Origin of the sequence: Olsenella urininfantis (assembly GCF_900155635.1) — a bacterium.
In the GTDB taxonomy this organism is placed as follows: domain Bacteria; phylum Actinomycetota; class Coriobacteriia; order Coriobacteriales; family Atopobiaceae; genus Olsenella_G; species Olsenella_G urininfantis.
The window spans coordinates 993342-1014897 of sequence record NZ_LT732540.1 but is presented as its reverse complement, the minus strand read 5'-3'; the positions used below and the strand labels follow the sequence as shown (position 1 = coordinate 1014897).

Annotated in this window: 17 protein-coding genes and 2 tRNA genes; 16 read left to right on the top strand and 3 right to left on the bottom strand. The window is 66.0% G+C overall.

Annotation, left to right across the window (positions count from 1 at the left end):
• Position 1: 1 nt before the first annotated feature.
• Positions 2 to 1417 carry a sensor histidine kinase gene (locus CZ375_RS04700; protein ID WP_077598126.1) on the top strand — a complete coding sequence of 472 codons (1416 nt, stop codon included), beginning with the start codon at positions 2 to 4 and terminating at the stop codon, positions 1415 to 1417.
• 9 nt (positions 1418 to 1426) lie between these two features.
• Here the strand turns inward: CZ375_RS04700 and CZ375_RS04695 are convergent, their stop codons facing one another.
• Positions 1427 to 3451, bottom strand: a complete 2025-nt coding sequence (locus CZ375_RS04695) for a class I tRNA ligase family protein (protein WP_077598125.1) — start codon at positions 3449 to 3451, stop codon at positions 1427 to 1429.
• Between the two features lie 219 nt (positions 3452 to 3670).
• Here CZ375_RS04695 and CZ375_RS04690 point away from each other — a divergent pair, with 219 nt between their 5' ends.
• Positions 3671 to 4345 carry an epoxyqueuosine reductase QueH gene (locus CZ375_RS04690; protein WP_077598124.1) on the top strand — a complete coding sequence of 225 codons (675 nt, stop codon included), beginning with the start codon at positions 3671 to 3673 and terminating at the stop codon, positions 4343 to 4345.
• Positions 4346 to 4567: 222 nt separating this feature from the next.
• Positions 4568 to 5734: a tRNA preQ1(34) S-adenosylmethionine ribosyltransferase-isomerase QueA gene (gene queA / locus CZ375_RS04685; protein ID WP_077598754.1), complete on the top strand. Its 1167-nt coding sequence runs from the start codon at positions 4568 to 4570 to the stop codon at positions 5732 to 5734.
• Positions 5735 to 5767: 33 nt separating this feature from the next.
• Here the strand turns inward: queA and CZ375_RS04680 are convergent, their stop codons facing one another.
• On the bottom strand, positions 5768 to 6964 hold the full coding sequence (locus CZ375_RS04680; RefSeq protein WP_077598123.1) for a coiled-coil domain-containing protein: 1197 nt from the start codon (positions 6962 to 6964) through the stop codon (positions 5768 to 5770).
• Between the two features lie 235 nt (positions 6965 to 7199).
• Here CZ375_RS04680 and CZ375_RS04675 point away from each other — a divergent pair, with 235 nt between their 5' ends.
• The 10 genes from CZ375_RS04675 (at position 7200) to rplT (ending at position 18327) form a co-directional block, all read left to right on the top strand.
• Positions 7200 to 7481: an HPr family phosphocarrier protein gene (locus tag CZ375_RS04675; protein ID WP_077598122.1), complete on the top strand. Its 282-nt coding sequence runs from the start codon at positions 7200 to 7202 to the stop codon at positions 7479 to 7481.
• An 86-nt stretch (positions 7482 to 7567) separates the two neighbouring features.
• A complete protein-coding gene (gene tgt / locus CZ375_RS04670) occupies positions 7568 to 8713 on the top strand; it encodes a tRNA guanosine(34) transglycosylase Tgt (RefSeq protein ID WP_077598121.1) in 1146 nt (381 codons plus the stop codon).
• Positions 8714 to 8908: 195 nt separating this feature from the next.
• Positions 8909 to 12199: a single-stranded-DNA-specific exonuclease RecJ gene (gene recJ / locus CZ375_RS04665; protein WP_077598120.1), complete on the top strand. Its 3291-nt coding sequence runs from the start codon at positions 8909 to 8911 to the stop codon at positions 12197 to 12199.
• Entirely contained in the window at positions 12196 to 14538 is a 2343-nt protein-coding gene (locus tag CZ375_RS04660; RefSeq protein ID WP_077598119.1) for a RelA/SpoT family protein, read from the top strand. The genes recJ and CZ375_RS04660 overlap by 4 nt, the downstream gene beginning before the upstream one ends.
• Position 14539: 1 nt before the next feature.
• Positions 14540 to 15394 carry an MBL fold metallo-hydrolase gene (locus CZ375_RS04655; protein WP_077598118.1) on the top strand — a complete coding sequence of 285 codons (855 nt, stop codon included), beginning with the start codon at positions 14540 to 14542 and terminating at the stop codon, positions 15392 to 15394.
• A gap of 40 nt (positions 15395 to 15434) precedes the next feature.
• Positions 15435 to 15521 (top strand) — tRNA-Leu (locus tag CZ375_RS04650).
• Between the two features lie 141 nt (positions 15522 to 15662).
• Entirely contained in the window at positions 15663 to 16613 is a 951-nt protein-coding gene (locus tag CZ375_RS04645; protein ID WP_077598117.1) for a 2-keto-3-deoxygluconate permease, read from the top strand.
• 537 nt (positions 16614 to 17150) lie between these two features.
• Positions 17151 to 17720, top strand: a complete 570-nt coding sequence (gene infC, locus CZ375_RS04640) for a translation initiation factor IF-3 (RefSeq protein WP_077598116.1) — start codon at positions 17151 to 17153, stop codon at positions 17718 to 17720.
• Between the two features lies 1 nt (position 17721).
• The gene (gene rpmI / locus CZ375_RS04635) at positions 17722 to 17916 is read left to right on the top strand and encodes a 50S ribosomal protein L35 (RefSeq protein ID WP_077598115.1); all 195 of its coding nucleotides are present in this window, start codon (positions 17722 to 17724) and stop codon (positions 17914 to 17916) included.
• A 51-nt stretch (positions 17917 to 17967) separates the two neighbouring features.
• The gene (gene rplT / locus CZ375_RS04630; protein ID WP_077598114.1) at positions 17968 to 18327 is read left to right on the top strand and encodes a 50S ribosomal protein L20; all 360 of its coding nucleotides are present in this window, start codon (positions 17968 to 17970) and stop codon (positions 18325 to 18327) included.
• 100 nt (positions 18328 to 18427) lie between these two features.
• Here the strand turns inward: rplT and CZ375_RS04625 are convergent, their stop codons facing one another.
• The gene (locus CZ375_RS04625; RefSeq protein ID WP_077598113.1) at positions 18428 to 19630 is read right to left on the bottom strand and encodes an MraY family glycosyltransferase; all 1203 of its coding nucleotides are present in this window, start codon (positions 19628 to 19630) and stop codon (positions 18428 to 18430) included.
• Between the two features lie 439 nt (positions 19631 to 20069).
• Between CZ375_RS04625 and CZ375_RS04620 the strand changes: the two genes are divergently transcribed.
• From CZ375_RS04620 to CZ375_RS04610, 3 genes are all read left to right on the top strand, one after another.
• Positions 20070 to 20145 (top strand) — tRNA-Ala (locus tag CZ375_RS04620).
• Positions 20146 to 20205: 60 nt separating this feature from the next.
• Positions 20206 to 21156, top strand: a complete 951-nt coding sequence (locus CZ375_RS04615) for a radical SAM protein (protein WP_234966864.1) — start codon at positions 20206 to 20208, stop codon at positions 21154 to 21156.
• A 56-nt stretch (positions 21157 to 21212) separates the two neighbouring features.
• Complete coding sequence (locus CZ375_RS04610) at positions 21213 to 21530, top strand: hypothetical protein (RefSeq protein ID WP_077598112.1); 318 nt, start codon at positions 21213 to 21215, stop codon at positions 21528 to 21530.
• The last annotated feature ends 26 nt before the right edge of the window (positions 21531 to 21556 follow it).

Here is a 21556-nt window from a genome sequence, read left to right as displayed (position 1 = left end):
GATGAGGGGCGTTGGTGGGCGGAACCGGTCGCTGAGGGGCAGGCTGTTCCTGACGATGTCCATCTCCCTCTCGGCCGTCTGTGCGGCCGTCACGCTCGTGGCCGTCCTTATCTTCCAACGCTCGACGCTTTCCGATGCCGAGAGGCAGCTGGCGAGCGAGAGCCTTGTGATCGCCGGGGTGCTCGATGGCGTCCGCGACGAGGTGGGGGCCCTGCGCGACGCCGCGCACCCTGGCGTGCGCATGACGCTCGTGGGTGCCTCCGGGGTGGTCCTCTATGACTCGGGAGCCGACGCCTCCGAGCTTCCGAACCACGCCGACCGCCCCGAGGTCGCCGCGGCCATGGCGGCGGGGGAGGGGTCGGCGGAGCGCATGTCGGAGACCATCGACAGGGTGAGCCTCTACCATGCGGTGCGCCTCTCCTCTGGTGACGTCCTGAGGTTGGGCGTCGAGCGGGAGAGCGTCTCGGGCATGCTCTTCAGGTACGCCTCCACGCTCGTTCTCGTCGTGCTCCTCCTGCTTGTCGTGGCTTGGTTCGCCTCGAGCTGGCTGGCTCGGCGGCTCGTGGAGCCGATCCTTGCCATAGACCCATCCTCGGGCCACGGGGAGTCTCCCTACGCCGAGCTCGACCCGCTCGTCGAACGTTTCAACGAGCAGCACGAGCAGCTTATGAGTCGCATGGAGCGCATCCAGAGCGCGAGCGACATCAGGCTTGAGTTCACCGCGAACATGACCCACGAGCTCAAGACCCCCATCGCGTCCATCAGCGGCGCGGCGGAGCTCATTCGCGACGAGGTCGCGCGCCCCGAGGACGTGAGCGGATTTGCCGGCCGCATCTTCGACGACGCGCAGCGGCTGTCGGGGCTCGTGAGCGACATCCTCACCCTCTCGAAGCTGGACGAGTTCGACCGCTCCCGAGACGGACAGCTCTTTGGCGCCCTCGAGCCGTGCGACCTCTTCTCCATCGCCCGGGACGTGGCTGAGCGCTACGAGGGGCGGGCGGGGCGGCTGGGGGTGACCCTGTCCTTCGAGGGGGACCACTGCCTCGTCCTGGGCAACCAGCTCCTCCTTGACGAGCTGGTGAGCAATCTCTGCAGCAATGGCATTCGCTACAACCGCGCGGGCGGAGAGGTGCGCCTGGACGTGCGGGCCGTGGACGGGCGCCCACGCGTGCGCGTCAGCGACGACGGTCCGGGCATCCCCCTCAAGGACCAGCCGAAGGTGTTCGAGCGCTTCTATCGCGTGGACAAGGGGCGGTCGCGCGAGCGAGGGGGAACCGGGCTGGGCCTGGCCATCGTGAAGCATGCCGCGTCGTTTCACCGCGCGTACGTCACCCTCGAGAGCGCGCCTGGAGAGGGAACCACCATCACGGTCATGTTCCCGCCCCAGGAGGGGCTACCTACGGTTGACGGACGATGACGGCGGGGGCTACCTCGTCTGGCTCTCGTGCCTCTCGAAGAAGTCGAAGCGCGGCGGCAGCTCCTTGAGCGCATGCTCGCTGGGGCTCTCGCCCAGCGACTCCGCTAGCCGGAACGGCGTCTCGAAGGCATGCTCCCAGCTGAAGAAGACCTCCGGGTCAAAGCCCAGGTGCTCGCAGATGAGCTCGCAGCCGCGAGGCGTGGCCGCGTGCATCAGTAGCGTGGTGGTGCGCAGGGCGGCAAACGCGTTGGCAAGGGCATGCTCGTAGGCGTCGTCGTCTCCCTTCGCCGCCTTCGACTCGTCTCCCCAGCGCTTGTTCGCCATGCGGGCGAACTCCTCGGCCACGGCCAGCGCCGAATGCGCGTCAAAGCCGTGGGCGCAGCGCTCGAAGTCAAGGGTCGCCCGCGTGCATGCCTCGAGCACGGTGTCGTCGGCATCCATGGAGGGCATCTTGCCGCCGCACACGTTCTGGGCCCCGTAGAAGCAGCTGCGCGCCAGGCGGTTGAAGATGTTGACGAGGAAGGCGCTCTCCTTGAGGGCGGGGTCCACCACGCGTGGGTCGTCCCTGACCAGGATCTCCTCTCCCGTCTTCTTGTCCTTGTGGCTCACGCTGGTGTCAAAGGCCTTGGGGGAGAAGCTCACCGCCTTCTGGTCCAGACCCAGGCTCAGCCAGTGGCATCTCAGCTGTTCGGCGGTGTAGTGGTCCAGGAGCTCCGCCGCCATGGGCGGCTTGATGGCTCCCGAGCTCGACGCCTTCTTGTTCATGAACAGGATGTGGTAGTTGGCCACGGGAGTGTCCTGGAAGAGGTTCCAGTCGAGCGCCTTCCAGAGCGCTGGCTGGGCCACGCAGTAGAAGTAGATGTTGTCCTGGCCTATGAACTGGTAGACGCGGGCGTCGTCAGCGCACCACCAGTCGCGCCAGTCATGGGAGGACCAGCTGCCCTCGGGGCTCTCTGCCAGCGCGGCCTGGGTGAAGCTGATGGGCGCCCAGAGGCTCTCGGGCCAGCACCAGACGGTGAGCCCGCTTGCGTCCTCCAGGTCGGGCGCCGCCACGCCCCAGTCTATGTTTCCGGTGATGCGGAAGGGCAGCAGGGTCTTGCCGGTGCGGAAGCGCACGCCGGCCTCCTCCAGCCGCTCGCGGGCGAGGTCGCGCTCCTCCCAGCCGGCAAACTCGAGGGAGAAGGACTGCTGGTTGCCCTCCGCCTCGTGCAGCTGGTGGCCTGGCAGGGAGGCTCGGGCCGCCTCGTACTGCTCGCGGAACTTCCCCTGGACGTAGATCACGGGGGCGACCAGCGACTCGCGCACCGTCTTGGTGACGATGGGGCGGACCTGCGGGTCAAGGTCCCACTCGTCCATGAGGGCCTCGAGCTCCTCCTTGAAGGCGGGGAGGTCGAAGTACCAGTTGTCCACGGGCCGCAGCTCGGGCGTGGTGCCGGTCAGCTGCGAGACGGGCCTGATGAGCTCCTCGGGGTCGAACTGGTGGCCAAGGTCGCACTCGTCCGCGTACGCCTTCTCGCTCTTGCAGCCGCGCACGGGGCACTGGCCCATCACCTGGCGACCGTTGAGGAACTGCTGCGCCTGCACGTCAAAGAACTGCTTGGTGCTGAGCTTGTGCAGGTAGCCGCGGTCATGCAGGCGCGTGATGAGGGCTGCGGTGAGCTCCTCGTGGAACCTGGCCGCCGGCTCCAGCCCAGAGCCCGCGAAGAGGTCCAGGCTGATGCCGTAGGCGTCGAGGGCCGCCTTCTGGGCGTCGTGGTTCTCTCGCACGTAATCGACGATGCTGCCCGTGTAGCCTGCCGCCACGCGCTTGCGGTGCCCCTCCATGATGGGGGAGCCGTAGCAGTCCGTGCCCGAGACGAAGAGCACGTTCTTGGCGCCGATGCGGTCGCGCAGGAAGCGCGCGAAGAAGTCCGCGGGGACGAAGACGCCGCCGATGTGGCCAAAGTGCAGGTTCTTGTTGCCATAGGGCATGCCGCCGGTGATGACGGCGCGTCTGGGGAAGTGGGGACGCTCGGTTGGGGTAGCTGCTGCCATGTGGGCTTCCTTCGGTCTTGCTCGGGTGAGTAGCCCTCACAGTATCCCACAACTGCCCTGGCCCTCGGCCGGCCCGTGATTGCACGATAGTCGAACGTTTCTCTCGATATTTGAAAAAAGATCCGACTATCGTGCAAAAGCGCCTGTCGCCGTGCTGTCGAAGGACATGGCCTACAATTGCCAGGCACCAGAGAAGCGCGGGGGGATGGAGGATCGAGCATGCCAGGCAAGCAGGACCCACCCTCTGTGCCCACTCCGCTTCTCCTCCACGCCTGCTGTGGGCCCTGTTCCCTTGAGCCGCTGAGGCTGCTGCGCGAGGAGGGCTTCGAGCCCACCATCTGCTGGACCAACCCCAACATCCAGCCTTTGGCCGAGCATGACCGCCGCCTCGACACCTTGCTCTCCTGGGCTCGCGACGTGGCCCATGTGGGGGTCATCGTTGCCGAAGACGACCGCGCGGGCTGGGAGAGGTGCGTCGCCCCCGCGGGCTTCGACCGCGAGAGGCGCTGCCGCGCCTGCTACGCCCTGCGCCTTGCCGAAAGCTGCCGCGTTGCGCGCGAGCGCGGCTTCTCGCACATCTCCACCACCCTGGCCGTCTCGCCCTACCAGCTCTTCGACGCCTGCGGGGACACGCTGCTGGGCCTGGCCCGCGCAAACGGCCTCGTCGCCGTGTGGCGAGACTTCCGCCCGCATTACCCCGAGGCCACCGCCGCCTCCCGCGAACTGGGCATGTATCGGCAGAGCTACTGCGGATGCCGCTTCTCCTCCGCAGAGGCCGCCCTAGGGCGCCATCAGGCGCGCGACCTCCGCAAGCTGGAGCGGCAGGCGCTGAGGCAGGGGCGCGAGCTCACGGTGGAGGAGCGCGCGACCTTCGTGGAGTACCTTCCCGGCTAGCGCGCCGCCGCGCCTCTCGCCAGCCTCTCGCGCATCCGCGGGCACAACTGCCGAGAATTTCGCTCCAGACTGTCCGCAGACGCACGATCGCTTGTCCGAAAGGCTATCGGCAATATGGATGTGTGCCGCCCACGTCCGCGCGCGGCCTATAATCGCGCAGAATGCAGACGCAAGCGAATGCAGAAGCGAACAGAACAACGCAAGCGAGGAACCAGCATGCCCATGCGCACCGACGACTTCGACTACCCCCTGCCAGACGAGCTTATAGCCCAGGAGCCCGCAGAGCCGCGCGACTCCTGCCGCCTTCTTGTGCTTGACCGGGAAAGTGGCGCCCTCGAGCACCGCCGCTTCACGGACATCCTTGACTACCTCGAGCCCGGTGACCTGCTGATCGCCAACCAGACCCGCGTCCTGCCCGCCCGCCTCATGGGCCACAAGCAGGGAAGCGGCGGCGTCGCCGAGACCCTGCTGCTGAGGCGCCGAGAGGACCTGGACAGCATGGGCCACGTCTGGGAGTGCCTGGTGAAGCCCGGCAAGCGCCTGAAGCAGGGCGCGCGCATCGAGTATCGCGAGGGCGGCATTCATACCCCGCAGAGCTGGCCGGTCGTGCTTACGGGCGAGGTCATCGACTACGTGGACGAGAGCCGCGGGGGTCGCATGCTGCGCTTCGAGCCCGCAGACGGCCTCTCGCTGGACGACGCCATCCACAAGGCGGGGCATGTTCCCCTTCCGCCCTACATCACCCGGTACGAAGGAGATCCCGAGAAGTACCAGACGGTCTACGCCATGCGCGAGGAGCACTCGGCTGCCGCTCCCACGGCGGGCCTGCACTTCACGCCGGAGCTCCTCGAGCGCATTCGCGAGAAGGGCATCGGCTTCAAGACCGTTGAGCTGGAGGTGGGGATAGACACCTTCCGTCTGGTGGAGGAGGACGACCCCACCCAGCACGCGATGCACACCGAGCGCTATCACGTGGGCCAGGACGTGGTCGACGCCGTGCATGCGACCAAGGCCGCGGGGCACCGCGTGATCGCGGTGGGCACCACCTCGGTGCGCTCGCTGGAGAGTGCCTTCGACAGCGCCGCGCCGGTCTACGCCGCCTGCCCCTGCGTGGCTGCGCGCTTCGAGGGCGTTGCGGACTCGGCGCTGGCTCTCGGCAGCGGAGACATAGTGGAGCGCCAGGACGCCACCACCAGGCTCTATCTCATGCCCGGATCGAGCTTCCATGTGGTGGACGCCATGATCACAAACTTCCACGTCCCGCGCTCGACGCTCATGATGCTGGTCTCGGCCTTCGCCACGCGCGAGCAGGTCATGGATGCCTACCAGGCCGCCATGGACGAGCGCTACCGCTTCCTCAGCTTCGGGGACGCGATGCTCATAAAGTAGGCGCGAGGAGGGCCTCGCGCCGCGGCCCTCGGCCTAGCGCGGCAGCAGGAGCACCAGCAGCGCCACCACCACAACGAGAAGCGCCGCCAGGGCCCCCAGGAAGACGAGGCGCTGCCTCCTGGTGCGTCCCCTGAGCTCTCGCTCATGGGCGGCAAGCTCCTCGATGTCCGCCTCGAGGCTGGCCCGCTCGTCCTGAAGGCGCGCTATGGACTCGCGCAGCTGCTCGCTGAGCTCTGGGGTCTCGTGCACCCTCACGGCCTCGTCGAGCGCCTCCTGCGCCTCCTCAAGCTGGCGCGTTGCCGCCTCTGCCTCAGTCTGCGCATCGGAGATGGCGTCACTTCGCTGGGAGATTTCCTTCGCCAGGGCCTTCTCACGCTCCTGCGCCCCGTTGAAGAGGGACTCGAACTCCTCGCGGCGCGCGGCTGCCGCGCGCTTCGCATCGTCCGCCTGCCGCTCGACGGTCTCGAGCGACTGCCTCTGCGTCCAGAGATGCGTCTGCGCGCTCTCCACCGCGCGCTGGCACTCCGCGGTGACGCGGGTGACCTCGTCGCGTGCGGCGTCCAGGTGGGCCTGCTCGGCAACAAGCTCGCGCTGGGTCTTCGAGATGGCGCTCGGGGCGGCGTTGGGATCCCTCTGCAGCGAGGTCAGGTCCGCCTCGGTTTTGCGCAGGCGGTCGAGGGCGCTGTCAACGGCGCGGTTGGCGCCCGCAATACGCTGCTCGCGACGCTTGGCGCTTTCCGTCACCTGCTGGTCGGCGGCCTTCACGGCGCGCTTGAGCTCCGAAAGGGAGCGCGCCGCATCGTCCGAGCGGCCCCTCGTGGACTCCATGAGCTCCCGATAGGGCCTGATGTCCTCTTCGTTCTTCGCCTTGAGCCCCTCGAGCTGCCCCTCGAGCGTCTCCTTCTCGCGCGCCAGGGCCACCTCGCGATCACGGGCGCTGCGAATGGATTCCTGGGCCCCCTCGATCGCGGCCCGCTGGTCCTGGACGATCTGCTCGAAGTTGCCCTCGATCTGCTCGCGCCGCCCCAATTCGCTGGCGCTGGCGTCGATGTCCGCCTTGAGCTGGCGGGCGCGGCTGCGTGCCTCGGCATGCCGCTTCGCGGCGGTCCGCACGCTCACTATGGCGTCGAAGCCGTCCCTCAGGGACTTTCCCGCAAGCAGCGCGGCACTTGCGGCAGGAAGGATGTCCTGGCGCCCTTTCTCGTCCTCTTGAATCGGCTCATCTGCCATGCCCGCTCCTCTCGACGCGTTGGGCAAGTCGGAGCCCGCGCCCAACAGTTGCACCATGTTCGCACAGCTTTCCTTCGCACGGGCGTCATTCAAGCACATTCCAGGAGATTGGGCGCCGCAAATAAGGGTGGCTCTCATCTCGGAAGCGTGGATCTTTGGTATATCCTGTTCAGAAGCAAGGCATGTCGGGGCCTTGAGACTCAAGGGGCCCACAACAAGACAAGGAGAGCTCACCATGGTTTCAAAGCAGGTCACTATTGCCAGCGCTACCGGCCTCCACGCCCGCCCGGCCTCCCAGTTCGTTCAGGTTGCCAAGGAGTACCAGAGCGCCGTCACCATCAAGGACGTCGACAAGGGAAGCTCCCCCGTCAACGCCAAGTCGATCATGATGATCCTTGCCGCTGGCCTGGGCACCGGCACCAAGGTAGAGATCGCCTGTGACGGCCCCGACGAGCAGGACGCGCTGAACGCCCTTCTTGCCATCAAGGACAACGACGAGAACCTCTTCTCCGAGTAGCACAAGGCGCACGCCGTGCCTGGGGCTCTGACGCATAGCCGTCGGGGCCCCAGTTTCTTGGCGCGGGCGGGAAGGCAAGAGGACACATGAGCGAGAAGAGCGGCTGGTTCACCTACGACATCATCGCCGAGGACCCGAAGACGCATGCGCGCGCGGGCGTCCTGCACACCCCCCATGGGGACGTGCCCACGCCCATCTTCATGCCGGTGGGCACCAAGGCAACGGTAAAGGGGCTGCTCCCGGGGCAGCTCGAGGGCCTGGGCACCAAGATCCTGCTCGCCAACACCTATCACCTCTCGCAGCGCCCCGGCGCCGACCTGGTGGAGGAGATGGGCGGCCTCCATGACTTCATGCAGTGGAGAGGCCCCATCCTCACCGACTCGGGTGGGTTTCAGGTCTTCAGCCACGGGGACTTCACCAAGCTCACCAATGATGGCGTGACCTTCCGCACCGTCGACTACGACGGCTCGTACGTGCATTGGACCCCCGAGGACAACATGCGCATCGCGGGGCAGCTGGGGGCCGACATCGTGATGCAGCTCGACCAGTGCCCGGGATACCCCGCGACGCGTGGCTTCGTCGAGCGCGCGGTTGAGCTCTCGAGCATGTGGGCGGAGCGCTGCTTTGCCGCCCATGACAGGCAGGACCAGGCGCTCTTCGGCATCGTGCAGGGTGGCATGCACATGGACTTGCGCCTCAGGAGCCTGCGTCACCTCGAGGACTGCGCGGACTTCCCGGGATACGGCATCGGCGGCTATTCGGTGGGAGAGGACCACGAGCTCATGTTCGAGACCCTCGAGCCCCTGGCCAGCGAGTACATGCCCAAGGGGAAGCCACGCTATCTCATGGGCGTGGGCAACCCCTCCACGCTGGTGCGCGGCGTCGCCTGTGGCATCGACATGTTCGACTGCGTGCTTCCCACCCGCACCGCGCGCATGGGCAGCGCATTCTCGAGCGAGGGAAGGCTCAACCTGCGCCACGCACGCTTCGCGCACGACCACGCCCCGCTTGACGGCGCGTGCGGCTGCCCGGTCTGCACCGGCGGCTACACCCGTGCCTACCTGCATCACCTGGTGAAGCAGAAGGAGATGGTGGGTTCCATCCTGCTCTCCATGCACAACGTCTTCTATCTGCTCGACCTCATGCGTCGCGCTCGCGAGGCAATCATCGAGGGGCGCTACGCCCAGTTCGTGAGCCAGTGGAGGACGCTTCCGGCGGCGCAGGACTGGTAGCGCGCATTCGCGTCCGGTCCCTGCGCTATGATTGAGCGGTTCAAACAGAAGGGGCAGGCGCCCCGCGCATAGGAGACCGCTCTATGAATCGATTTGCTTTGGTCCCGTCCAGTGGGGCCGGCGTTGCTCGCTGCCCTTCGTGCGAGGCGACGGCCCAGATCGCAGTGGGGCCCACGCCCAGAGGGAAGCGCTAGCATGGCCGGGCTTCTGGACAGCGGCCGCTGGGAGATACTGCCTCAAGACCCTCAGGCGGAGCGAGCGCTGGTCGATGCCTGCAACGTCCCCGCCATCGTCGCCCGCGCGCTCGTGGCACGTGGCGTGCGCGGCGTCGAGGAGGCGCGCGCGTTCCTCTCGCCCTCCCTCGAGAGGGACTGGCACGACCCCCTCCTCATCCCCGGCATGGACGAGGCGGCAGGCAGGCTCTGCCAGGCGTTGGAGAGAGGCGAGCGCATCGCCGTCTTCGGCGACTTCGACGTGGACGGTATGAGCGCCAGCTGCATTCTCACCCTGGGCCTGCGCCAGCTTGGAGCAAAGGTCGACCCATACATCCCCGATCGCTTCGAGGAGGGCTACGGCCTCTCTCGCGAGGCGCTCGAGCGCGTCATCTCCAGCAGCTCGCCCGACCTCGTCGTCACCGTGGACAACGGGATTGCCGCGAGGGACGAGGTGGCGTGGCTCGTCTCGCAGGGCATAGACGTGGTGGTGACGGACCACCACGAGCCCGCTGAGCTCGTCCCCGAGGGCGTTCCCGTGACCGACCCCAAGCTCTCCCATGACTGCCCCTCTCGCGAGCTGGCGGGCGCGGGGGTCGCCCTCAAGCTGCTGCAGCTCCTCGGCGAGAGGAGGGGAGACCCCCAGCTCTGGCGCCACTACACGGAGGTCGCCACCCTGGGGACCATATCGGACATGATGCGCCTGGCCAGTGAGAACCGTGCCCTGGTCGCGGATGGCATCGGGCGCATGCGCCTCACCGAGCGCCCGGGCATCGTGGCGCTTGCGGCCATGGCGGGCGTCGATCTCTCCGAGGTCACGGCAGACTCCCTGCCCTTCTCCCTTATTCCGCGCCTCAACGCCGCGGGCCGCATGGGCAATACGGACCTTGCCTTCAGGCTGCTGCTCACCAATGACGCCCAGGAGGCAGCGGAGCTGGCGGCGCGTCTCGAGGAGGTCAACGCAGAGCGGCGCGCCATCGAGTCCGAGCTCACCGAGGCGGCGATGGGGAAGGTTGCCGAGAGCTATGCGGGCGGCCGCGTGGTGGTCGTGGGCGGCGAGGGCTGGCACGAGGGCGTCAAGGGCATCGTCGCCAGCCGCATCGTGAACCGCTACCACGTCCCCTCCATCCTCTTCACCATCTCGGATGGCGTCGCTCGTGGGTCGGGCAGGTCCGTGGGGTCGGTGGACCTGTTCCATGCCGTCGAGCAGTGCTCCGACCTGCTGATCCGCTTTGGCGGGCACGCCGGTGCGGTGGGCGTCACCTGCGAGGCGTCCAGGCTCGACGAGCTCCGCGGGCGCCTGGAGCGCATCCTTGGGGAGCTTCCGCCGGAGCAGTTCGAGAGCAGGGGGGAGATCTGCGCCTTGGTGGGCCTCGAGGAGCTCACCGTTGCCAACATCGACTCGCTGGAGCTCCTGCAGCCCTTCGGCCAGGGCAACAAGAAGCCGCTGCTCGCGGCTCTGGGCGTGAGCATGCACAGCCGCGCGCGCGTGGGGGCCGCAGGCAACCACCTGCGCTTTGTGGCAACCGACGGCATCAGCTCGGTGTCCGCCATCATGTTCCGCACCCCGGACATAGAGCGAGCCGCCTCCTGCGACGAGGTGGTGGACCTCGTCTTCGAGCCCGTGAGCGAGACCTGGCAGGGGCGCACCAAGCCCAAGATGATGGTCAAGGACATCCTCTTCAGGGACCAGCCACCCCAGCCGCCGGACGAGGAGGCGCCGGAGCCACCCGAGCAGGACGCCCGCGCCGAGAGAAGCCGTCTGTCGGCCCTGGGCTACGCGGCGCTCACCGACGAGCTCAGGCGCCAGCTCGTCGGCTCCAGCGAGCTGCTTCCCGCCCAGGCAAAGGCCCTCTCGCTCCTCGCCGAGGGCCGCTCCGCGCTCTGCGTCATGGCAACGGGCCGGGGCAAGTCCCTCATATTCCAGCTTCATGCCGCACGAGAGGCGCTGGCCCATGGCAGGGCCAGCATCTTCGTGTACCCTCTGCGCGCCCTGGTGGCAGACCAGGCGCTGCACCTAGCCGCGGCCTTCGGCGGCTGGGGCCTCAGGGCCTGCGTTCTCACGGGCGAGAGCACGCAAGAAGAGAGAGACGAGCTTTACTCCCAGCTGGCGCAGGGCAAGGTGGACGTGGTCCTCACCACCCCGGAGTTTCTCGCCATCCACGCGGGGCGCCTCTCCGCCTCCGGGCGCGTGGGCTTCCTGGTTCTTGACGAGTCTCACCATGCGGACGCGAGCAGGGGGGCGGGCCGCGCCTCCTACTCCAAGCTGCCAGAGGTCCTCTCCAAGCTGGGAGACCCCTGCGTCCTGGCGGTCACCGCCACCGCGGACACGCAGGCCGCCCAAGAGATCTGCTCTCTTGCGCGCATCAGGCGATCCGACGTCATCGTGGACGTGAGCAGCAGGGACAACCTCGGCGTCGTTGACCTCAGGGAGTCGCGTGACCGTGATGCCGCGCTGGCCAGCATCGTTGCCACGGGGCAGAAGACCGTGGTGTACGTGAACTCTCGCGAGCAGTCCGCCGGCCTCGTGCGCATGCTGCGCCATGCGGTGCCAGACCTCGCGTGGCGCATCGGCTTCTACCACGCTGGCCTCACGCGTGCCCAGAGGTGTCGCGTGGAGCGCTGCTTCAGGCACGGAGAGCTCTGCTGCATAGTCTCCACAAGCGCCTTCGGAGAGGGAGTCAACCTTCCGGACATCAGGAACGTGGTCCTGTACCACCTTCCCTTCGGGTCGGTGGAGTTCAACCAGATGAGCGGGCGAGCCGGCAGGGACGGGCAGGACGCGCGCATCTATCCGCTTTTCGGCTCGCGTGACGCCAGCCTCAACGAGCGCATACTGGCCCTCTCCTCGCCGTCCAGGCCCGAGCTTGCCGTCCTCTACCGGACGCTGAAGTCGGCTCTCGGCTCCCCGGATGCCTCGCAGGGTCGCCCTCTCGAGGACGAGCAGATCGCAGAGCTCGCCTCGCGCAATGACCCTAGGGCGAGTCTTGACGCGCGGTCCGTCTCCTGCGGCCTTGCCATCTTCGAGGAGCTTGGCCTCGTGGGCGAGCGTTGGCTCGCGGGCAAGAGACAGCTATTCCTTCCGCCCGCCGCCCAACGCGTGCAGCTCGACCGATCCGTGCGCTACCTTGAGGGCAAGTGGCAGCGCGAGGAGTTCGCGGCGTTCAGGGATTGGGTACTCTCTTGTAGTCCGGAAGAGATGCTCGAACGCATAAACCGCCCCATCGCGCCCGACTTTGGCCATGTGGCGGGAAGTGACGAGGGATCATCATGAACGACCTGACAGCGAGCGTCGCACGGCCTCGACGACGCAACGTCCCGCAGGCGGACAACTGGCGCGTCTTGCGCAACACCTGCGCCGGCTACCTTGCCGAAGAGGCTCTCTCCAAGGTAGACGCGGCATACGCATTCGCCGCGCAGTTCCATCAGGAGCAGCGCCGGCGCTCGGGGGAGCCCTACATCAACCATCCCGTCGAGGTTGCCCTCATCCTCGCCAAGGACCTTCGTATGGACGAGGATCCCATCTGCGCCGCCCTCCTCCATGACACCGTCGAGGACACCTCGGCCACCCTGGGCGACCTCAGCGAGCTCTTCGGGCCCGTTGTGGCCGAGCTTGTGGACGGCGTCACCAAGCTGACCTCCATCGAGGTCTCTTCCATGGACGAGAAGCAGGCCCTCAACCTGCGCAAGATGTTCCTCGCCATGTCCAAGGACATCCGCGTGGTGATCATCAAGCTGGCCGACCGCCTGCACAACATGCGAACGCTTGCCGCGCTGAAGCCCGACAGGCGCGTCTTCAAGGCGCGCGAGACCATGGACGTCTATGCCCCCCTCGCCGACCGCCTGGGCATCAGCTCCATCAAGTGGGAGCTCGAGGACCTCTCGTTCTTCTACCTCGAGCCCGCCGAGTACGAGCGCATGGCCCGCATGGTCCAGGACTCCCGTGCCCAGCGCGAGCAGGACACCGCGGAGGCCATCAAGATCTTGGACGACGAGCTCTCGAACGTGGGCATCAGGGGCTACCAGATCAGCGGTCGCCCCAAGCACCTCTGGTCCATCTACCAGAAGATGACGCGCAAGGGCAAGGAGTTCTCCGACATCTACGACCTCATTGCGCTTCGCGTGCTCACCGAAGGGGTGGGGGACTGCTACTCGACGCTGGGCGCGGTCCACTCCCTGTGGCACCCCCTTCCCGGCAGGTTCAAAGACTACATAGCCATGCCCAAGCCCAATGGCTATCAGTCCCTTCACACCACGGTCATCGGCTCCGACGCCCGTCCCATCGAGATCCAGATTCGCACCTACGCCATGCATGACCAGGCGGAGTACGGAATCGCCGCCCACTGGCTCTACAAGGAGAGCGGCAACTCGGCCGGGCGCGTGGCGAACGGCGACCGTGACATCAACAGCCAGATCAACTGGATTCGCCGCAGCCTTGACTGGACGGTGGACGACGAGATGGGAGACGCGCGCGAGTTCCTGAACAACCTGCGCGTGGACCTCTTCGAGGACGAGATCTTCGTCTTCACTCCCAAGGGCGAGGTCATGAGCCTGAGACGCGATTCCACGCCCCTGGACTTCGCCTATGCCGTCCACACCGAGGTTGGCAACCATTGCGTCGGCGCAAAGGTCAACGGTTCGGTCGTCCCCCTCACCCATCGCCTCGAGAGCGGCGATCGCGTCGAGATACTCACCAACAAGAGCTCAAAGCCCAGCCGAGACTGGCTGAAGCTGGTGGCGACCCCCTCTGCCAAGGCGAAGATCCGCAAGTACTTCACCGCCCTCTCGAAGACGGACGACGCGGAGCAGGGCAGGAGCGACCTTGCCCACGAGCTGCGCAAGAGGGGGTACGGCATCTCCACCCAGCGCACCGTCCGCGCGCTCGAAAGCGTCACGCTGCAGCTTGACTACATCCGCACCGACGACCTCTTCGCCGCCGTCGGGACCGGGAAGGTCTCGTGCAAGCAGGTCGCCAACAAGATCGAGGCGATCCTCGAGGAGGACTCTCCCGAGCGCCAGGCGCAGCGAGACAAGCAGGCGGCCCGAAAGGACGCCAAGGACCGGGCCATGGCGGAGGACATGCCCCTCGTGAGGCATGGCGCCCGGGCTGCGTCGGACAAGAAGCGCCGCAACAACTGCGGCGTCATCGTGAAGGGCGACCCAGACCTTCTCGTGCACCTTGCCCACTGCTGCAACCCCGTCGCGGGGGATGACATCGTCGGCTTCATCACCCGCGGGCGTGGCGTGTCGGTGCATCGCTCAAGCTGCCCCAACGTCAAGGACCTCATGTCCCACCCGGAGCGCATGATCGATGTCGAGTGGGACGCCACTGGTGCGACCGAGTTCCAGGTCGAGATAGTCGTCGAGGCCACGGATCGCATGGGGCTGCTCAAGGACGTCACCATAGCCCTGGGCGAGGCAGGGTCTAACATATTGTCGGCGGCGACGCAGACCACCTCGTCTGGCGTCGCGCGCCTTCGTTTTCTCATTGCCATATCGGATGCGTCCCTGCTCGACCCCCTGCTCGCTGCGGTAAGCAGGGTGGCGTCCGTCTATGACGCGCGCCGCATCATGCCTGGCGAGGGAGCAAACCAGATGAAGAGGAGGGCCTAGCATGGCCGAGGAGAAGGAAGAGCACTGCTGCTGCGGGAGCCACGACCACGATCACGGCGACGGCGGCTGCTGCGGGAGCCACGACCACGACCACGGCGACGGCGGCTGCTGCGGAGGGCACGGCGAGGGCCACCACCACGGGCACGGCGAGGGTGGCTGCTGCTGCGGCGGACATGGGGGCTGCCACCATGGGGGAGAGGACCGCGACCAGATTGCCATGTTCATCGTCGGTCCCCTGGAGACCAACTGCTATGCCTACCTTTCGGGCAAGGAGTGCCTGGTCGTCGACCCGGGCAACTCCGGCGCGGCCATAGCCGAGCACCTGCCCGAGGACATCACGCTGAAGTACATCGTCGCCACGCACGGACACGGAGACCACGTGGGTGGCGTGAAGGCCCTGCAGGAGGCTGCCGGCGGGCTCTTTGCCATCAAGGCCGAGGACGCAGGGCGCGCGGCGCATGCCGGCGAGCCGGGGGAGTCTGGTCGCGCCTACGATGACAACGCGCCTGCCCCCGACCTCCTTCTCAAGGACGGGGACATCCTTGAGCTGGGCAGCGCCGGCTTCCGCGTCATCGAGGCCCCCGGCCACACGCCCGGGGGTATCTGCCTGGTGGGCCAGGGCACGGCAGAGCACGTCGCCTTCCTGGGTGACACCCTCTTCAAGGGCTCCTGCGGCAGGACCGACCTCGAGGGTGGCGACCACGACACGCTCATGGCCTCTCTCGCACGCCTGCGAGAGCAGATCGCCCCCCACACGAACCTCTTCTGTGGTCATGGCGAACCTACCACCATGGAGGACGAGCTTGCCACCAACCCCTGGCTGCAGCCGGGGGCGGAGTCTGACGGCGTGCACTAGACAAGGCGTGCGCTCTGCTATAGTGCTTTAGGTTCCAGTTGCCCGAGTGGCGGAATTGGCAGACGCGGCGGACTCAAAATCCGCTTCTGGCAACAGAGTGTGGGTTCGAGTCCCACCTCGGGCACCATCGAAATCGAACGGACCGGCCCCTGTGGGCGTCGGTCCGTTTTTTCGTTACGCGCTCATGACGACCGAGGTCCGCTGATCTTTTCGCCTGAGGCCATTTGGTACATTCGCCCAACCCAAAAACCAATCGATAGGAGTGCCCATGGCAATGGCGACCGAAAGAGCCCCGAAGCGCGTTTCCATTCCCCGCCTCCCCGGTGACATTATGATCTACCCCATGCTTCTGGGCCTGCTGCTGCACTCCTTTGTGCCCGAGGTGCTTGAGATGGGAGGCTTCACAACGGCTGCGGTGCACGGTGGCAACGCCTTGGTCTTCGTCATCCTCCTGGGCATCGGGGTGGGCATCAACTTCAGGTCGACGCCCAGGGCCGTCAAGTGCGGCATCATGATCTTGATCCCCAAGCTTGCCTTGTCCATCGCCTTTGGCCTCCTCGTCGCCTTCTTCCTGGGGGACAACTTCTTTGGCCTGAGCTCGCTTGCCATCATCGGGGGCGTGAGCTTCTGCAACATCGCTCTTTACACGGGCATCATGGCGGAGTACGGAGACGAGGCCGAGAGGGGCGCGGCGGGCATCCTCTGCTTCACCGCCGGCCCCACCATCACCATGATCGCCCTGGGCGCTGCGGGCGTCGCGGACATCTCCCTGGGATCTCTCGTCGGGTCTCTCCTCCCCATAGTTCTGGGCATCGTGCTCGGCAACCTCTTCCCCTTCGTGAGGCAGCTCATGGCACCTGGCGTCCACCCCTGCATCGCGGTGCTGGGCTTTGCCCTCGGCTGCGGCATGAGCCTCGAGAGCCTTGTCGCGGGCGGCCTCTCTGGCATCCTCCTTGCCGTCATCTGTCTGGTCATCGGAGTTGCCACCGCGGCGTTTGACCGCCTGACGGGAGGCAGCGGCAAGGCCGGCATGGCCTGCTCGACCATTGCGGGCACCGCCATGACCACCCCGCCTGCGCTTGCGGCCTCAGATGCCTCCTATGCGGCGCTGGTGCCTGTTGCCACGGCCCAGATCGCGGCGGCGGTCATCATCACGGCGCTCGCCGCACCCCTGCTCACGGGCTGGCTGGACAATAGGCTTTCCTCCAGGGAGTCGTAGCGCTCGCCTTCTTGCCGCCACTTGCCTCGTCACGTCCGGACCTGAAAACAACAGGATGCCGCGCCGCTGTTGTTTGCCCATATGGCGAGATGAGCGTGGTGAACCTGTTGTCACTTTTGGCCCATATGTGACAGCAGGTCGCTCTGTGGTCCACGTTTGTCCAGTTGGTCAGCTGCGACGGGCATTATGCTGTCGTTTTTGTGCCCCGAATGACAACAGGTCTCCAGGGCACTTGGGTTTCCCCAGGCGATGGCCCTCAGACGGCATCTTGTTGCAGGCTGGCCATCGTGTGGACGGCAGCCAAATAAACCCGTGTGCTTCTTGTGCCTCGGGACGTCTCGGTGTATCATGGCAAAAGTGTTTTTCGCAAAGAGGGATGCGTCGCATCCCCACCTGCACGGCGCCAAGGGCAGCCGTCCGGTCAGACGCATAAGCGGTCCATGTGCGAGATGGGCCCTTGTCTCCTGGATGCTGCCTTGCTTCTGGGAGTTTTTTTCATGCGGTCTCGCACCGCGCACGTGAAGGAAGGTGTAAGAGATAGCCAAGAACGAGGGTCCTCGCATCAACAGCGAGATCACAGCCCGTACCTGCCGCCTCATCGGCGTCGATGGTTCCCAGCTGGGCCTGTTCGGCGTTCGCGATGCCCTTCGCATCGCAGACGAGCAGAACCTCGACCTCGTGGAGATCGCTCCCAACGCGGAGCCTCCCGTCTGCAAGGTCATGGACTATCGCAAGTTCAAGTACGAACAGGACCGCAAGGCCAAGGCCGCTCGAAAGAACCAGGTCAAGGTCGAGGTCAAGGAGATGAAGTTCCGCCCGAAGATCGATGTGGGGGACTACACCACCAAGATGAACCACGTCCTGCGCTTCCTCAAGAAGGGCGCGCGCGTGAAGGTCACGATCATGTTCCGCGGTCGTGAGATGGCCCACCCCGAGCAGGGCAGGATGGTGCTTGACAGGCTGGCTGAGGACCTCGCAGCTTATGCCACCGTCGAGCAGATGCCCAAGATGGAAGGCCGCAACATGCACATGCTCGTTGCCCCCATTAAGGGAGCCTTCGACGAGAAGGTCGAGGCGGGCAACGCCGAGAGTGAGAAGGAGAACTAGCATGCCCAAGATGAAGACGCACAAGGGTTCGGCAAAGCGTTTCCGCCGTACCGCAACTGGCAAGATCATGCGTGCCAAGGCTTTCAAGAGCCACATCCTGACCAAGAAGTCCCAGAAGCGCATCCGTGGCTTCCGTAAGGAGGCCGTGCTCTCCGCCGCAGACAGCAAGGTCGTCTCGCAGCGCATGGGCGCCTAACCGACGCCATCCGCGTCATCCGATTGCACAGAATCAAGGAGTTGATTAGATATGGCACGTGTTAAGCGCGCAGTCGCCGGCCGCAAGAAGCGTCAGACCCTGGTCGAGCGCACCAAGGGTTACTACGGAACCGCCTCCCGCACCTTCCGCGGCATGAAGGAGCAGGCCCAGCACTCCGGCCAGTACGCATACCGCGACCGTCGCAACAAGAAGCGCGACATCCGCGGTCTCTGGATCCAGCGCATCAACGCCGCCTCCCGCATGAACGAGCTCTCCTACAGCAAGTTCATGCACGGCCTGAGGCTTGCCGGCGTCGAGCTTGACCGCAAGGTCCTCGCTCAGATCGCCTACGAGGACGAGGCTGCCTTCGCCGACCTCGCCGCCGTGGCCAAGAAGGCCCTTGCCGAGTAGCCCAAGGGCATCTCGCAGAACGCGCCCCGCAGCAGACAGGCTTGCTGCGGGGCGCGTTTCCTTTTGAGGGGCATATCTGCAACGCAAGCCCCTGCGGGCGCTAGCCGTGATGGATGCGTAGCCTCTCGGCCTCGTCTTGCCTGAACTGACTCTGAGCCTCCTTGAAGGAGGGGTCGTCAGGGCCAACAAGCTCGTCGTTTCCCGTGTCCGGGTTGGTGTGGTGCAGCAGGACGGGCCTGAAGAGGTGGAGCTTGCAGGCAAGGGCAACCGATACGCCAAGCAGGAAGGCAAATATGGCAATGCGCGGCACCACACTTACCTGTGTCATGGCAAAGGTCCCCAGGCAGAGCAGGGCGGTCCATGCGTACATGAGAAGCACCGCCTGACGCTGGTTGAAGCCGTGGTCGATCAGCCGGTGGTGTATGTGGCCGCGGTCGGCGTGCCCAATGCTCACATGGGCGCGCTTTCTGCGGACGATGGCCGAGAAGGTGTCGATAATGGGGATGCCGGCGATCACCAGTGGCACGATGATGGTGGTGAGGCCCGCCACGCGCGTGACCGAGAGGAGCGAGATGCTCCCCAGGGCATATCCCAAGAGGAGAGACCCCGAGTCTCCCAGGAAGATTGACGCGGGGTTGAAGTTGTAGCGCAGAAAGCCCAGGCAGGCACCGACAAGAGCCACGGACAGGGCGGCGCTGTCCTGTCTTTGCGCCATGACCGAAAGAACGAACATGGTTGTTCCGGCGATGCTCGCGATGCCAGAGGCGAGCCCGTCGAGCCCGTCGATGAGGTTAAAGATGTTCACATAGGCAACCAGATAGACCACCGTGACGGGGTAGGCCGTCCAACCCAGGTCAAGGGGCCCCTCGGTGAGGGGGTTGACGATGGTGCCCATCACCAGGCCTCCCGCGACGGCAACGCTCGCCGCGAGAACCTGCCCAAAGAGCTTCTGCAGGGGATTGAGCTGGAACACGTCGTCGAGAAAGCCCGTGGCAAAGATGATCACGAAGCCGGCCACCAGGGCCCAGTAGTGCATGTCGTGCAGGTCTGGGGCGGGGGAGAGGACCGTGGGCCAGCCAAGGAGGGTGGTCCCCAGGTACTGGACGGCAAAGGCCACGACGATACCGGCGAAGACCGCGATGCCGCCCATGCGCGGTATGGGCCTGCGGTTGATGCGCCGCGCGCCAGGCCTGTCCACGGCACCAAGCCTCCAGGCGATCTTGCCGGCGAGGGGCGTGCACGCCAGCGTGCAGAGCAGCGCGCTGGCAAAGAGGAAGAGATGTGTGATGCACGGCCTGACCATCTTCGGGGCCCTTCCTCCTTTTCCAATCGCCTGTGACGGGTCAATGGTACAGGAAAGGCCATGATGCGTCCGCGCGCCTTTTATCCGCCGTCGCGCGCCGAGGGGTGCGCGACGGCCTCCATTCACCAATGCAAGCCGTAAGTCAAGACTGGCGTCGGCCTTTGTCTCGCGTATATTTGAGGTGTCGTCCCCCTGCGGCAACAACTGGGTGAACCGACAGGCGTTTTGAGGGAGCCCGCATATCGCCTTCAGTACAGACATCCTCCCTTGCTGAGGAAGCTGGAACAAGCGACGAGGGCACCCACCTTGTGAAGGTGGGTTCATTTCGCGGCCGCAGGGGGCGACTTTGTGTTTTTGTCCGACGTGCTTCTGGCAAGCCCATCATGCTGTTGACAGATGTAAGGCAACAAGCCATACTCTCTTACGCGCTCGTTGCTTCGGGGATGTAGCTCAGCTGGGAGAGCGCTGCCTTCGCAAGGCAGAGGCCGAGGGTTCGAATCCCTTCATCTCCACCATGCACGCAATTGCGGTCCCTCCTTCTCGAAGGTGGGGCCGTTTTCACATGAGGAGCCAGCTTGGACATCGGTCCTTCGGCATACGCACGCTGCGAGCTTTGCCCCCGGCGCTGTGGCGCCAGACGCCTTGAGGGGATGCCTGGCCTCTGTGGCGCCACCGCCACGCTTCGTGCCGCCCGCTCGGCGCTGCACCATTGGGAGGAGCCGCCCATATCGGGCGAGGGAGGCTCGGGCGCCATCTTCTTCTCCGGCTGCCCCCTTCGCTGCGTCTTCTGCCAGAATCACGAGATCTCACAGGAGGGCTTCGGGCTTGAGGTGAGCGCCTCTCGTCTGGCGAGGATGATGCTGGAGCTGCAGGAGAGGGGTGCCCTCAACATAAACCTGGTCACCGCCCTGCACTTCGTCCCACACGTGCGCGAGGCCATAGGGCTGGCGCGCGAGGCGGGGCTTGCGCTGCCCATCGTGTGCAACACCTCCGGCTACGAGAGGCCAGAGCTCGTGGATGAGCTTTCTGATCTGGTGGACGTGTGGCTCACCGACTTCAAGTACGCCTCGCCGGGCCTTGCGGCACGCCTCTCGGCGGCGAGGGACTATCCGGAGGTGGCGGCAGCTGCCCTGAGGCAAATGCTCGGCGCGCTCAGGGCGCATGGGGGACGAAGGCTGGCCGAGGATGGTTCCATGCAGGCGGGCATCATCGTCCGACACCTGGTGCTCCCGGGCGAGGTGGCCGACTCCTGCGCTGTCCTCGACCTGGTTTGGGAGCTCTGCGGCAACGAGGTGGACCTCTCGGTCATGAACCAGTACACGCCCAACTCCCGCTGCCTTGCCAAGGGCGGCGACCTCGCCCGTGCCCTTACCGACGAAGAGTACGAGGAGGTGCTCGATCACGCGGACGACCTCGGCTTCGAGCAGCTCTGGTGGCAGCAGGGCGGCACCGTCTCGGAGAGCTTCGTCCCCGCCTTCGACGCCACGGGAGTCGACGGGCCTGATTTGGGGGATACTCGAAGGTAGCAGTCTTGGGGCATCCGACGAGCCCCGACCATCCCGACGACGGAGGGGAGCCACGCATGGGCGTCGACCCGGCAGGACTCAGTGACGAGGAGCGCGCGGAGCTTGAGGAGCTGCGCGCCGAGAAGAGGCGCCGAGAAGAGGCCGCCATGGCTCGGCAGGAGCGAGCCGAGCTCGACCGCCTGAGGGCCCAGCGCGCGAAGGACGAGCGCGAGACGCAGGAGTCCAGGCGCATCCAGGAGCTCAGAGACCGCAACGCCAGGCTCATGGAGCCGGACGAGGACGACCTCAAGATGCCGGTGGGCCAGAAGGTCGTCCTCGTGGCGGTGCTGGCAATCGCGGTCATTGCCGCCATGGTGATGGCGCTCACGCGCTAGCGACCGCGGGCGGGTACGCGGCGCAG